Consider the following 13,123-nt stretch of genomic DNA (forward strand, 5'->3'; position numbering starts at 1 on the left):
TCGACTTGCGGTGGGTCGGAGTGATTGAGAATTGCCAGGGCGAGCGATGACCAAATAGGTAAACGTTTCCATAACGCATTCAATGTATAGCGGCCTTTTTTTCGGCACAATCCATGTAACGTTTACATAAGTGAAAACCATGGAAAAACTTCCTTCGGTGCGCGATGTGGCGGCGGCTGCCGGCGTCTCCATTGCCACCGTGTCGCGCGCGCTCAACCGCACCGGCTACGTCAGTGAAGAAGTGCGCGAACGCGTCCAGAAGGCCGTGCGCGAGACGGGTTACACCCCCAACTTCAATGCCAAGCACCTGCGCACCGGTCGCAGCAAGGCCATCGGTTTGCTGGTCTCGAACATGGCCAATCCGTTTCTGGCCGCCTTCTTCGCGGCAGCCGAGCGCCACCTGCACGCAGCGGGCTTTTCCTTGCTGGTCGCCAGCACCTACGACGATCCCCTGCGCGAACAGGAGCTGCTCACGCTCTACGAGAGCCGTCAGCTCGAGGGGCTGATCGCCTACACCGCGCGTGAAGGCGTGGCGCGCGCGCGTGACCCCTATGCGCACTTTGCGCTGCCGCTGGTGGTGATGGACCGGGATATCGAATACGACTGCGACACCGTGCTTCTGGACCACCGCACGGGCGTGCGCCAGGCCGTCGACTACCTGTGCGCGCTGGGCCACCGCCGCATCGCGCTGTTCGGTCCGCACGAAGGCGTGCGCTCCGGGCGCGAAAAACTGCTGGGTTGGCAGGATGCACTGGTGCAGCGCGGCATAGCGCCGGACCGGCAGCTGACCTGCCTGCTCAAGTCCGCGGTCGAGTCGCCCACGGACCAGATGGCCGAGATGCTGCGCCTGCCCGACCCGCCGACGGCCCTGGTGGCCCTGGGCACGCACATCCTGTCCGGCGCGCTGCGCGCCGTGCGCCGGGCCGGCTTGCGCATTCCCAGCGACTTCTCGGTCATAGGCATAGGCACCGAAGAGGTGTTCGCGCTGGCCGAACTGCCTTTGACCACGCTGCGCTTCAACTTCGAGCAGATGTCCCGCAACGCCACCCAACTGATACTGGAGCGCGTGGGCGGCCACCGCGGGCCGGGGCGCTGCATCACCTTGCCCCTGGACCTGGTGCTGGGAGAGTCCTGCGCCCCACCGCCGGCATGAATGCCGGCGCGCGATCAGCGCCCGCTGGCGGGCCTGGGAGGAGTCGCCAGGACCCAAGCCTTGGCTCGCGTTCACCCAAAAAAATGCCCCGCAGTTCGCGGGGCATGCGCTTGCCGGGGGAAAAGCCCGTCAAGGCTTGAGATACACAAAGCCTTCCCTGGCTTGCAGGCGCGCCACTTCGGCCACGCCCGAGGGGACGATCTTTGTCTCCATCAGCAGCTTCGCCGGATCGATCTTGCGCGTTTCCAGGGTGTTGTTGCAGACCCGGAAATCGACGCCGCGCGAAGCCAGGTCGCTGACCTGCCCGCTGAACTCACGGCCCTTGCTGTCCTTGGCATCGCTGATCAGGAAATCAATGCCGGGGCCATGCGTGACCACCACGATCTTGTCCGTGGGCGAGGCCTTGAGCTCGTTGGTGATGTTGTTCAGGATCGCGGCCGCGGTCTCCACGCCGGTGTTGACGTGGTAGACCACCTTGACGATGTCTTGTGCCGCGGCAACCACCGAGGTGAGCGCGAACGCGATGGCAATGAGGGCTTTTTTCATGGGAAGTCTCCTTGTGAGCGGCGTTGCATCAGGGAATGATGGCATGTTCTAAATATCGCTACTGGCTTATATTAGCTCCACACCCCAACAAAAAAATAGGGCAAGTGCCAGTTCCGCCACCGCAGCGACAGGCATAGGCCCGGCAGTGGAGACAAGATTGATGGCAAGAAATACCAAGGCGAAAGCACGCCTGGCATTGTGGACCCTGGCCGCGGCCATGGCCATGGGACCGGTGCTGGCGCACGAAACTCCGGCGCCGGGCAAGGCCCAGACCACGCAAGCCGCCACCGTGCCCATGCAGCTCCAGCAAGTGGCCGGCAATGCCTATTACGTGCAAGGCCTGTCGGCCCTGGGCTCGTCGGCCAACCAGAACTTCATCTCCAATGCCGGCTTTGTCATCACCGACAACAGCGTGGTGGTGATCGACGCCCTGGGCTCGCCCGCGCTGGCCCAGGAACTGGTCAACCTGATCAAGACCGTCACGCCCAAGCCCATCAGCCATGTGCTGGTCACGCATTACCACGCCGACCACATCTACGGCCTGCAGGTGTTCGAGGCCCTGGGCGCCCGCATCGTGGGCAATGCGCTGGCCAAGGAATACCTGCAATCGGACACCGCACGGCTGCGCCTGGAAGCTTCGCGCCAGGAGCTGGCCCCCTGGATCAACGACGCCACCCGCATGGTGGCCGCGGGCCAATGGGTCTCGGGCGATACCACCGCGCTGAAGATCGGCGGCGTGGACTTCGTGCTGCAGCACATGGGTCCGGCGCACACGGCGGAAGACACGGCGGTATTCCTGCCCGGCAACGGCGTGCTGTTCATCGGCGATGTGGTGTTTCGCAACCGCATTCCCTATGTGGGCCAGGCCGACAGCCGCCACTGGATTGCCGCGCTCGACGCCTTGCTGAAGCTGCCGGTGAAAGTCATGGTGCCAGGCCATGGACCCGCGTCCACCGCCCCCCAGGCGGACATGCAGCTCACGCGCGACTACCTGGTCTATCTGCGCGAATCCATGGGCCAGGCGGCGAAGAATCTCGACCCTTTCGAGGAGGCCTACCAGGCCACGGACTGGTCGCGCTTTGCCGGCTACCCGCTGTTCAAGGCGGCCAATCGCATGAACGCCTACAACACCTATCTGCTGATGGAGCAGGAAAAGTGAGGCCGCTCCAGGCTTCGCGCCGCCACTGGTTGCAGTGGCTGGCGGCCGCGGCCCTGCCCGCCGGCCCGGCGCTTGCCGCGCCTACGCCCGATGCCTCCGAGCGCCTGCTGCCCAGCAGCACCGACCTGCCGCGCGATCTGGCCGCGGCCCTGGCCCGCAAGGAGCCGCTGGTGGTGCTGGCCACGCTGCGCGGCTGCCCGTATTGCAAGATAGCCAGGGAGCACTACCTGCTGCCGCTGCAACGGGCCGGAGCGTTCGTCACGCAAATCCATTTCCTGTCCGACGGCCTGCTGCGCGACTGGAGCGGCACGCCAATCGCCCACGGCGCCCTGGTGCGCCAGCTGGGCATCGAAGTCGCGCCCACGGTGCTGTTCTATGGCCCGGGCCACAAGGAAGTGGCCGAGCGCCTGGCGGGCAGCTACATCCCCGACTTCTATGGTGCTTACCTGGACCAGCGCATGGACCAGGCGCGAGCCGCCCTGCGCCGCGGCTGAGCGCTATCCCCATTTGGAATAACGAGGGTAATCGCCACATCCCAAAGTCTTGTGTTTGTTGGAAACTTACACATAACGATATGCTTATATACAGATATAAGGGGACTGCGGTGATGACTTGGAAATTGTGGCTGGGGTGTTTGACGGTGGCGACCGCCGTGGTGGTGCCTGGCATCGCGTCAGCGAATCAGGCCTTGGCGCAGAAGAATGCCTGCCTGGCTTGCCATGCGGTGGACAAGAAGCTGGTGGGCCCGGCGTTCCAGGACATCGCCAAGAAATACGCGGGTCAGGCCGACGCCCAGGCCCAGATCGCCAAGAACATCAAGGCCGGCGGTTCGGGCAAATGGGGCCCCATCCCCATGCCGGCCCAGGCTGCGCTCAGCGAAGCCGATGCCAGCACCCTGGCCGCCTGGATTCTCGCGGGGTCCAAGTGAACATGGCTGACAGCGGCATGCGACTCCATCAAGTCTGCGCGTGGAAAGGAAGCTCATGTTCGATCACCTGATGGGCAAGGTGCGCAAGGCGCCTGAGAATTTTGTGCCGCCGCAAGCGGTGGGCACGGTGTTTGCCGAGGCCAAGGCCGGGCGGCGCGACTTCATCCGCAATGCGTTTGCGGCGGCCGCCGCCGGCACGGCAGCAGCCGCCAGCTACGCGCAAGGCGCGGCCGTCGGCGACGGCGACCCGAACATCCTGGAACTGCCCGCGCACAGCAAGGGCCTGGGCCAGGCCGTGGCCACCGACGGCTACGGCAAGCCCTCGCAATACGAAGCCAATGTGCAGCGCCGCCAAAGCCCGGGCCTGACGCAGACCAAGCAGGCTTCGGTGTCGTTCGCGCCGCTGCAGTCGCTGTTCGGCATCGTCACGCCCAGCGGCCTGCATTTCGAGCGCCACCACCAGGGCTGGTGGGACATCGACCCGTCCAAGCATCGGCTGATGGTCAACGGCCTGGTGAAGAACCCCAAGGTCTTCACCATGGACGAAATCATGCGCCTGCCTTCGGTGTCGCGCTTTCACTTCATCGAGTGCGGCGCCAACACCGGCATGGAATGGGGCAACGTGGCCGTGCCCACGGTGCAGTACACGCACGGCATGCTGTCGTGCAGCGAATTCACGGGCGTGCCCCTGATCCGCCTGCTGGAGATGGCCGGCGCCGATCTGAAGAAAGGCAAGTTCATCCTCGCCGAAGGCGCCGATGGCTCGTCGATGACGCGCACCATCCCGATGGAGCTGATCACTTCGGGCGAAGTGCTGGTGGCCTACGGTCAGAACGGCGAAATGCTGCGCCCCGAGCAAGGCTATCCGCTGCGCCTGGTGGTGCCCGGCGTGCAAGGCGTGAGCTGGGTCAAATACCTGCGCCGCATCGAAGTCGGCGACATGCCTTATGCCGCCAAGGACGAAGCCATCCATTACGTGGACTTGATGCCCGACGGCCAGCACCGCCAGTACAGCAGCATCCAGGAATGCAAGAGCGTGGTGACCACGCCTTCGGGCGGACAGATGCTGCTGGACAAGGGTTTCTACAGCATCAGCGGCCTGGCCTGGTCAGGCCGCGGCAAGGTCAAGCGCGTCGATGTCAGCGTGGACGGCGGGCGCAACTGGCGCACCGCGCAGCTGCAAGGCCCGGTCATGGACAAGTGCCTGACGCGTTTCAACCTGGACTGGGTCTGGAACGGCGAGGAATGCATCATCCAGAGCCGCGCCATGGACGAAACCGGCTATGTACAGCCCAGCAACCAGCAGTTGCGCGCCGTGCGCGGCAGCCGCTCGATTTATCACAACAATTCAATCCAGTCGTGGGCCGTGCGCACCAATGGGGAGGTGGCCAATGTCCAACTCGCGTAATTTTCGCCGCCATCTGAGTGGCTGGGCTGCGACCGCCCTTCTTGCCGCCCTGTCCCTGGGCGCTGCTGCCCAGGGCGCCGAGCGCTTTCCCGGCATAGGCCGCGACGCCACGCCCAAGGAAGTCAAGGCCTGGGACATCGATGTGCGCCCGGACTTCAAGGGCCTGCCCGAAGGCTCGGGCAGCGTGCAAAAAGGCATGCAGGTCTGGGAGTCCAAGTGCGCGTCCTGCCACGGCGTGTTCGGTGAAGCGAATGAAGTCTTCAGCCCGCTGGTGGGCGGCACGACGGCCGAGGACATCAAGTCCGGCCATGCGGCCCGCTTGAAGGACCCGGCCTTTCCCGGCCGCACCACGCTGATGAAGGTCGCGACGGTGTCCACGCTGTGGGACTACATCAACCGCGCCATGCCCTGGAACGCCCCCAAGACCTTGTCGACCGAAGAGGTCTATGCCGTCACGGCCTATCTGCTGAACCTGGGCGAAATCGTGCCCGAGGACTTCACACTCAGCGACAAGAACATCGCCCAGGTGCAAGCCAAGCTGCCCAACCGCAACGGCATGACCACCGACCACGCGCTGTGGCCGGGCAAGGAGTTCGCGGCCAAGGCCAAGCCCGATGTCCAGGCCAAGGCCTGCATGAGCAACTGCGCTCCGGCCCCCAAGGTGCGCTCGGCCTTGCCCGACCATGCCAGCAACAACCACGGCAATCTGGCCCAGCAAAACCGCCCCGTGGGTGCGCAGCACGGCATGGAAACCGATGGCGGCGCGAGCAAGAAGGCCAAGCCGGCGGCAACGACCAGCGTGGTGCCCACGGCGCTGCTGGAGAAGAACGCCTGTATCGCCTGCCACGGCATGCAGCAGAAGATCGTCGGCCCGGCGTTCAGCGACATCGCCAAGAAACACGGCGGCCAGACCGACTACCTGCTGGACAAGATCAAGGCGGGCAGCACCGGTGTATGGGGGTCCATCCCCATGCCGCCACAGGCCCAGCTGAGCGACGATGACGCAAAAATCATCGCCCATTGGCTGGCCGGTACCGCCAAGCCATAACGGACAGGCGCGGGGCGCCAAAGATCCATCCATTTCAAGGAGACAGAAGATGAAACGCAGAGATGCACTCAAGAACAGCGCAGCCGTCTTTGGTTTGCTGATGGCCGCGGGACTGGTGCCGCAAGCGGCGCTGGCGGCCTATAACAAGTCGGCCTTCGATGCCAAGACCGTGGCCGACGTGATGAAGGCCCTGGGCGCTGCCGCCCCCGTCGAGAGCAAGGACGTGACGCTCACCGCTCCCGATATCGCCGAAAACGGCGCTGTCGTGCCGCTGGGCGCCGCCACCACGCTGCCCAACGTCAAGCAGATGCTGATTCTGGTCGAGAAGAACCCCAACACCCTGGTGGCGTCTTTTGTCACCAACGAGGCGCTGGACGCCAATTTCATGACCCGCGCCAAGCTCGGTCAGTCCTCGGATGTGTACGCCGTGGCGCTGACCAACGACGGCAAGGCCTTCTTCGCCAAGAAGGAAGTCAAAGTGACCCTGGGCGGTTGCGGCGGCTGACCCCCATAAAGAACAAGGAGAAAGACATGGCAGATCCAATGCGCATCCGGGCTCAGGCCGCCGGTGACAAAGCCACGGTACGCGTGCTGATGGCACACGAAATGGAAACAGGCCAGCGCAAGGACGCTGAGGGCAAGGTCATTCCCGCCTGGTTCATCCAGGAAGTGACCGCCAGCCTCAACGGCAAGCAGATTCTGGTGGCGGAATGGGGCCCTGCGGTTTCCAAGAACCCCTTTCTGCAATTCGCCGTCAAGGGCGCCAAGGCCGGCGACAAGCTGTCCGTGAGCTGGAAAGACAACCGGGGCGAAACCCGCACCGACGAAGCAACGGTCAGCTGACACCGGCTGATGTTTGCCGGCGCGCAGGGGCCCCTGCGCGCCGCCTCCCTGCTTAAGAACAAAAAGAGAGGACGCCCCCATGAGAAAAATGACCCATGCCGCCCCATTGGCGGCTTCCGTGCTGCTGGCCCTGTGCATCGCGCCAGCGGCCCTGGCCCAGAAGAGCACGGCGGACGGCATCGCCGAGTACCGCGAAATGCTGCAGGACGGCAATCCCGCGGAGCTGTTCGAGATGAAGGGCGAGGAGCTGTGGAAGACCAAGCGCGGCCCGAACAAGGCTTCCATGGAGCGCTGCGATCTGGGCAAGGGCCCGGGCGTGGTCAAGGGCGCTTTTGTCGAACTGCCGCGCTACTTTGCCGATACCAACAAGGTCCAGGATCTGGAGTCCCGCCTGTTGACCTGCATGCAGACCCTGCAAGGCCTGGACGCGCAAAAGATCGCCGCCACGCCGTTCGGCAAGGACGAGCAGAAGAACATCGAAGGCCTGGTGGCCTGGATTTCCGCAGAGTCCAAGGGCATGAAGCTGGATGTGCCCCAGGGCCATGCCAAGGAAAAGCAGATGTACGCGGCCGGCCAGCGCATGTTCTACCTGCGCGGCGGCCCGCATGACTTCGCCTGCGCCTCCTGCCATGGCGCGGACGGCAAGCGCATCCGCATGCAGGACCTGCCCAATCTGACCAAGAACCCGGGCGCGGCCGAAGGCTTCGGCTCCTGGCCCGCCTACCGCGTGTCTTCGGGCGAGCTGTGGAGCATGCAGCGGCGCTTGAACGATTGCTTTCGCCAGCAGCGCTTCCCCTACCCCGGCTATGCCAGCGATGTGACCGTGGCGCTGGGCGTGTTCATGGGTGTCAACGGCAAGGGCGGCATGTCGACTGCGCCAGCCATCAAGCGCTAAGGAGACCAAGCCATGCTGAAAAAGAAACACCTTTCCGCCTTGCAGACCGCGGCTGCCGTGACCGCCTCCCTGGTCGTGCTGGGCTGCACCACCATGGACAGCGCGGCCACGCTGGATTCGCTGACCCAGCAAATGGTGCAGACCTCGTTCAGGGACCAGGGCATTGCCAAGGTCGACCGACTGCAGCAGGACGAGTCCAACGCCGCCTGCAGCGCGGCCGACGCCTCCGGCATTCCCCTGACCGAAGCCAAGACCAAGGCGATTGAGACCGCCAACCTGCAAAGCGTGCAATGGCCCAAGGACGGCAAGTTCCTCGGCGACTGGAAGGAAGGCGAGAAGATTGCCCAGAATGGCCGCGGCATGACCTGGACCGACAAGCCCGGCAGCGCCAATGGCGGCAACTGCTACAACTGCCACCAGATCAGCCCGCAGGAAATCTCCTTCGGCACCCTGGGCCCCAGCCTCTACAACTACGGCAAGCTGCGCGGCGTCCAGGACCCGAGCAGCCCCGAAGCCAAGGCGATCGTCGAATACACCTGGGGCAAGATCTGGAACGCCAAGGCCTACAACGCCTGCTCCGGCATGCCGCGTTTCGGCCACTCCGCCATCCTGGACCAAGCCCAGGTGCGCGACGTGATGGCCTTGCTGCTGGACCCCAAGTCGCCGGTCAACCGCTGACTCCCTGTTTTTCACACCATGAAATGAATCGCGGGTCGTGCCCTGGGTGCGGCCCGCTTTTTACTGCACTATGAGCCTCTCCAAACGCGAATTCCTGCAAGTGCTGGCCGCCGCCAGCGTCTCGGGCATGGGCTTGCAACGCTATGCCCACGCCGACTCGGCGCTGGCCGACAAGGCCATGTACGAGCTGCCGGCTTTCGGCAATGTGTCGCTGCTGCACATGACGGACTGCCACGCCCAGCTCAAACCCATCTACTTCCGCGAGCCCAGCGTGAACTTGGGGCTGGGCACGATGAAGAACCATGCCCCGCACCTGGTCGGCGAGCATTTGCTCAAGGCCATGGGCCTGCAGCCCGGCACGGCCAGCGCCCATGCCTTCAGCTACCTGGACTTTGACGTCGCCGCCAAGCGCTACGGCAAGGTCGGCGGCTTTGCCCACCTGGCCACGCTGGTCAAGCGCATGCGGGCCTCGCGCCCCGGCGCCCTGCTGCTCGACGGCGGCGACACCTGGCAAGGCTCGGCGACTTCGCTGTGGACCCAGGCCCAGGACATGGTCGACGCCTGCAAGCTGCTGGGCGTGGACGTGATGACCGGCCACTGGGAGTTCACCTACGGCATGCAGCGCGTGCAGGAAATCATCGAAAAAGACTTTGGCAACCAACTCGATTTCGTGGCCCAGAACGTCAAGACCGCCGACTTCGGCGACCCGGTGTTCAAGCCCTATGTGATCCGCCAGATCAATGGCGTGTCGGTCGCCATCATCGGCCAGGCCTTCCCCTACACCCCCATCGCCAACCCCCGCTACATGGTCGCGGACTGGAGCTTCGGCATCCAGGACGAGAACATGCAGAAGATGGTCGACGAGGCGCGCGGCAAGGGCGCCAAGGTGGTGGTCGTGCTGTCGCACAACGGCATGGACGTGGACATCAAGATGGCCGGCCGCGTACGCGGCATCGACGCCATCCTGGGCGGCCACACGCATGACGGCATGCCCGTGCCGACCATCGTCAACAACGCCGGCGGCAAGACCATCGTCACCAATGCCGGCTCCAACGGCAAGTTCCTGGGCGTGCTGGACTTCGACGTGAGAAACGGCCAGGTCCATGGCTTCCAGTACCGCCTGCTGCCTATCTTCTCCAACATCCTGCCGGCCGATGCCCAGATGGACGCGCTGATCACCAAGATCCGCGCGCCCTACGAATCCAAGCTGGCCGAAGTGCTGGCCAAGACCGACGGCACGCTGTACCGCCGCGGCAACTTCAACGGCACGGGCGACCAGTTGCTGCTGGACGCCATGATGGCCGTACAGGATGCGCCTATCGCGTTCTCGCCGGGCTTTCGCTGGGGCACTTCGCTGCTCGCGGGCCAGGACATCACGCGCGAATGGCTGATGGACATGACGGCCACCACCTACTCCTACGCCACCGTCACGGAAATGACCGGCGCCACCATCAAGACCGTGCTGGAAGACGTGGGCGACAACCTGTTCAACCCCGACCCCTACTACCAGCAAGGCGGCGACATGGTGCGCGTGGGCGGCCTGCAATACCAGTGCGACCCCACGGCGGGCGCCGGCCATCGCATCAGCGACATGCGCCTCAACGGCCAGTTGCTCGAAGCCGACAAGAAGTACAAGGTGGCCGGCTGGGCCCCCGTGGCCGAAGAAGCCAAGAATGCCGGCAACAAGCAGATCTGGGAAATCGTCGAACCCTGGCTCAAGGACCAGAAGGTGATCAAGCCGGGCAAACCCAACGAGCCCAGGCTGGTCAATGTGATGCCCAACAAAGGTATAGCCTGAACTGCATTAACCCACCATTAAAAGCGGACCGCGGGTATACGCCAGTACGCTGAGCGGCCCATGCGCCTTCCAATGCGCGCATGAGTCTTGCAGAATTTGAATCCTTATCGACCGCCGTCTTGGCGGTCATTTTTTTGCTGGCAGCCATTTTGGGCTTTGCCATGCGCGAGTCCCGCTTTTGCACCATGGGCGCGATCAGCGATGTCGTCTATCTGCAGGACTGGCAGCGCATGCGCCAATGGGCCATGGCCGTGGGCGTGGCGATGTGCGGCGTCACGGCCCTGGTGCTGTGGGGCGGCGTGGCCGTGGGCGATACGCTGTATGCCAGCGCCCAGCTGCTGTGGCTGTCGGCCCTGGTGGGCGGCCTGCTGTTTGGCGCAGGCATGGTGCTGGCCTCGGGCTGCAGCGCCAGAAACCTCACCCGCCTGGGCGGCGGCAGCCTCAAGGCCCTGGTGGTGCTGATCGTCATGGGCCTGGCCGCATTCGGCACGCTCAAGGGCATCACCGCCGTGGCCCGCGTGCGCTGGCTCGATAGCGTGCACTTGCAGTTCAACACCCTGGCCCTGCTGCCCGAACTGCTGGCCCAGGCCAGCGGCTGGAGCCTGTTCGCCACGCGCCTGGGACTGGGACTGGGCCTGGGCGCCCTGCTGATCCTGATCGGCCTGAACCCCAGAAATCGCGTGGACCGCGGCGTGCTGCTGGGCGGCGCCATCGTCGGCCTCTGCGTGACCGCCGCCTGGTGGCTGGGCGGCCACGTGGCCGAAATCGCCGAGCACCCCGAGACCCTGGAGCATATGTATGCGACCACTTACAGCGGCCGCATCGAAGCCTTCAGCTTTGTCACGCCCGTGGCGCACACGCTGGACTGGCTGCTGTTCTTCAGCGACAAGAACAAGGTCCTGACCTGGGGCATCGCCTCGGCCTGCGGCATGGTCGCCGGCAGCTGGCTCCACGCCCTGTGGCGCCGCGATTTTCAGTGGCAAGGCTTTGCCAACACCCAGGACCTGTCCCGCCACCTGCTGGGCGCCGCGCTCATGGGCATAGGCGGCGTCACGGCCATGGGCTGCACGGTGGGCCAAGGCATCAGCGCAGTCTCCCTTCTCAGTTTGGGAAGCTTTATCGCAATTACTGGGATTGTGGCGGGGGCGGTGGGGATGCTGCGGTATTTGGCGGGGGCGGAATAGGTGGGGCGGCGCCACCTGCAAGGCCACAGGGGCTGGCTTCACATGCTGGCCCATGATCGCCAATAAGGGCTCGCCAAGAAAATGAACGCCGCCATATTCAGTACGACGGTGGTCCAGAATACAGCGCGAAACTCAGCCTTCGATGATTTATGTCTGAGCACTTGTTGGGCCACCAGAGCGCCTGGCCAGCCCCCCGCGAGGGCGAGCCAGTGGAGCGTCTTTTCAGACGTTCGCCACGTGCCAGCCTGGGCGGCTGACTTGTCGAAAGCGTAGACCGCAAAAGTGAAAACGCTCAAGGCCGGATAGGCCCACAAAGCCCAGCGTGGTGGATGGCCGAACAGGTACCCGGCAGAAAGCACAACCAGCAGCAAGGGTATGGCAAGCACGCTTGCCGCTCCCCACGGCGCAGAACCGCCCCTATGATTTTTGCGCGCGGCGCCATGGGGTGATTGAAGCAATTCAACGTTGATCGCGCGCTTCTTCCCCTGGGGACCCGCCTCCACTTGGAACGTGACGCGCTGCGCTGTTTGCGGACGCATACGCAGACTGCGGAACGCCTTGATATGGACGAAGATTTCTTGCCCGCCTTGAATGGGCTCGATGAAGCCAAAGCCTCGATCATCGTTCCAGGATTTAATGATGCCTTCAAATCGCATAACTGCTCATGCTGCCTAACGTAATGCATCCCATAAATGCTTGCAGAATAAGAGCGTTCAACACAAGCCTTGAGACGGCGTTGCCTCGCCCTGCTACCCGCACTGCCTGCGACAATACGCCTGCGCGCCAACCGACTGTTGGATCAGGTGCGGGAACGCGCTCACTCTCACTATAGCGCTCAGCAGCGACAAGGCCTGGCCGTACGGGGTGGGCTTTTCCATCCGTGGCCTGCGCTGGAGCATTGGGGAATGCATGCGCCCACTCCTGCCCGCATCCGGCCTTTTTCACCCCCGCACGCCAAACGCCTGGTCATACGCAACCCTGCCGCATGGCACGGCGCCTCCAAAGGAAACCGCCTGGAAATACTCAGGCGGGACGTCCGCCAGAACAAGGCCCGGCACCACCCGAAAACCGAAACGCCCGTAATAGCCCGGCTCGCCCAGCACGACGCAGCCTGCGGCCCCGCTTTCGCGCAAGGCCTGCAAGGCCGCGTTCATCAGACGCCCGCCGATCCCCTGGCCCTGATACGCCGGCAGCACGGAAATCGGGCCTAGGCCATACCAGCCCGGCGTCCCATCCGAGACGGAGACCGGCGATACGGCCACATGGCCGACTACCGTCGCATCGACCTCGGCGACCAGCGAGACGGTCAATTTCCCGGCCCTGCGCAGTGCCTGGACGATGAACTGCTCGGTGTGGTCGGTATGGGGCGCGGTCAGGAATGCCGCGGTCGTCACCGCATGGATGGCCTCCACGTCGGCTGCGGTCTCGTTGCGGATCTCGACGTGCATGGAAGTCCTTTGCTGCTCATGAGCGTACATCCACG

General features: G+C 64.2%; 15 protein-coding genes. 12 read left to right on the top strand and 3 right to left on the bottom strand.

Features of this window, described 5'->3' with window-relative positions; genetic code table 11:
- Positions 1 to 139: 139 nt before the first annotated feature.
- Positions 140 to 1,153, top strand: coding sequence for a LacI family DNA-binding transcriptional regulator (locus tag N0K08_RS09215; protein ID WP_261499946.1), 1,014 nt, complete (start codon positions 140 to 142; stop codon positions 1,151 to 1,153).
- Positions 1,154 to 1,282: 129 nt separating this feature from the next.
- On the opposite strand, the gene N0K08_RS09220 is transcribed toward N0K08_RS09215, so the two are convergent.
- Positions 1,283 to 1,699: a DsrE family protein gene (locus N0K08_RS09220; RefSeq protein ID WP_261499947.1), complete on the bottom strand. Its 417-nt coding sequence runs from the start codon at positions 1,697 to 1,699 to the stop codon at positions 1,283 to 1,285.
- A gap of 160 nt (positions 1,700 to 1,859) precedes the next feature.
- Here N0K08_RS09220 and N0K08_RS09225 point away from each other — a divergent pair, with 160 nt between their 5' ends.
- The 11 genes from N0K08_RS09225 (at position 1,860) to N0K08_RS09275 (ending at position 11,640) form a co-directional block, all read left to right on the top strand.
- Positions 1,860 to 2,858 (top strand): MBL fold metallo-hydrolase, encoded by a 999-nt coding sequence (locus tag N0K08_RS09225; protein ID WP_408642929.1) that lies wholly within the window; start codon positions 1,860 to 1,862, stop codon positions 2,856 to 2,858.
- On the top strand, positions 2,855 to 3,352 hold the full coding sequence (locus N0K08_RS09230; RefSeq protein WP_261499948.1) for a thioredoxin domain-containing protein: 498 nt from the start codon (positions 2,855 to 2,857) through the stop codon (positions 3,350 to 3,352). Before N0K08_RS09225 ends, N0K08_RS09230 begins: the two co-directional genes overlap by 4 nt.
- 113 nt (positions 3,353 to 3,465) lie before the next feature.
- Complete coding sequence (locus tag N0K08_RS09235) at positions 3,466 to 3,786, top strand: c-type cytochrome (RefSeq protein WP_261499950.1); 321 nt, start codon at positions 3,466 to 3,468, stop codon at positions 3,784 to 3,786.
- Between the two features lie 55 nt (positions 3,787 to 3,841).
- Positions 3,842 to 5,194 carry a sulfite dehydrogenase gene (gene soxC / locus N0K08_RS09240; protein ID WP_261499951.1) on the top strand — a complete coding sequence of 451 codons (1,353 nt, stop codon included), beginning with the start codon at positions 3,842 to 3,844 and terminating at the stop codon, positions 5,192 to 5,194.
- Positions 5,178 to 6,242: a c-type cytochrome gene (locus N0K08_RS09245; RefSeq protein ID WP_261499952.1), complete on the top strand. Its 1,065-nt coding sequence runs from the start codon at positions 5,178 to 5,180 to the stop codon at positions 6,240 to 6,242. The genes soxC and N0K08_RS09245 overlap by 17 nt, the downstream gene beginning before the upstream one ends.
- 49 nt (positions 6,243 to 6,291) lie before the next feature.
- Complete coding sequence (gene soxY / locus N0K08_RS09250; RefSeq protein ID WP_261499953.1) at positions 6,292 to 6,747, top strand: thiosulfate oxidation carrier protein SoxY; 456 nt, start codon at positions 6,292 to 6,294, stop codon at positions 6,745 to 6,747.
- Positions 6,748 to 6,773: 26 nt separating this feature from the next.
- Positions 6,774 to 7,085, top strand: a complete 312-nt coding sequence (gene soxZ, locus N0K08_RS09255; RefSeq protein ID WP_261499954.1) for a thiosulfate oxidation carrier complex protein SoxZ — start codon at positions 6,774 to 6,776, stop codon at positions 7,083 to 7,085.
- Positions 7,086 to 7,164: 79 nt separating this feature from the next.
- A complete protein-coding gene (gene soxA, locus N0K08_RS09260; RefSeq protein ID WP_408642931.1) occupies positions 7,165 to 7,980 on the top strand; it encodes a sulfur oxidation c-type cytochrome SoxA in 816 nt (271 codons plus the stop codon).
- A gap of 12 nt (positions 7,981 to 7,992) precedes the next feature.
- Positions 7,993 to 8,658: a sulfur oxidation c-type cytochrome SoxX gene (soxX, locus tag N0K08_RS09265; RefSeq protein ID WP_261499955.1), complete on the top strand. Its 666-nt coding sequence runs from the start codon at positions 7,993 to 7,995 to the stop codon at positions 8,656 to 8,658.
- 70 nt (positions 8,659 to 8,728) lie between these two features.
- A complete protein-coding gene (gene soxB, locus N0K08_RS09270) occupies positions 8,729 to 10,456 on the top strand; it encodes a thiosulfohydrolase SoxB (protein WP_261499956.1) in 1,728 nt (575 codons plus the stop codon).
- 80 nt (positions 10,457 to 10,536) lie between these two features.
- A complete protein-coding gene (locus N0K08_RS09275; protein WP_261499957.1) occupies positions 10,537 to 11,640 on the top strand; it encodes a YeeE/YedE family protein in 1,104 nt (367 codons plus the stop codon).
- Positions 11,641 to 11,678: 38 nt separating this feature from the next.
- On the opposite strand, the gene N0K08_RS09280 is transcribed toward N0K08_RS09275, so the two are convergent.
- Together N0K08_RS09280 and N0K08_RS09285 are read right to left on the bottom strand one after the other, a co-directional pair.
- Complete coding sequence (locus N0K08_RS09280) at positions 11,679 to 12,296, bottom strand: cold shock and DUF1294 domain-containing protein (protein WP_261499958.1); 618 nt, start codon at positions 12,294 to 12,296, stop codon at positions 11,679 to 11,681.
- 285 nt (positions 12,297 to 12,581) lie between these two features.
- A complete protein-coding gene (locus N0K08_RS09285) occupies positions 12,582 to 13,088 on the bottom strand; it encodes a GNAT family N-acetyltransferase (protein ID WP_261499959.1) in 507 nt (168 codons plus the stop codon).
- Positions 13,089 to 13,123 lie beyond the last annotated feature (35 nt).

It is taken from the genome of Acidovorax bellezanensis (assembly GCF_025421555.1).
GTDB lineage: Bacteria > Pseudomonadota > Gammaproteobacteria > Burkholderiales > Burkholderiaceae_C > Comamonas > Comamonas bellezanensis.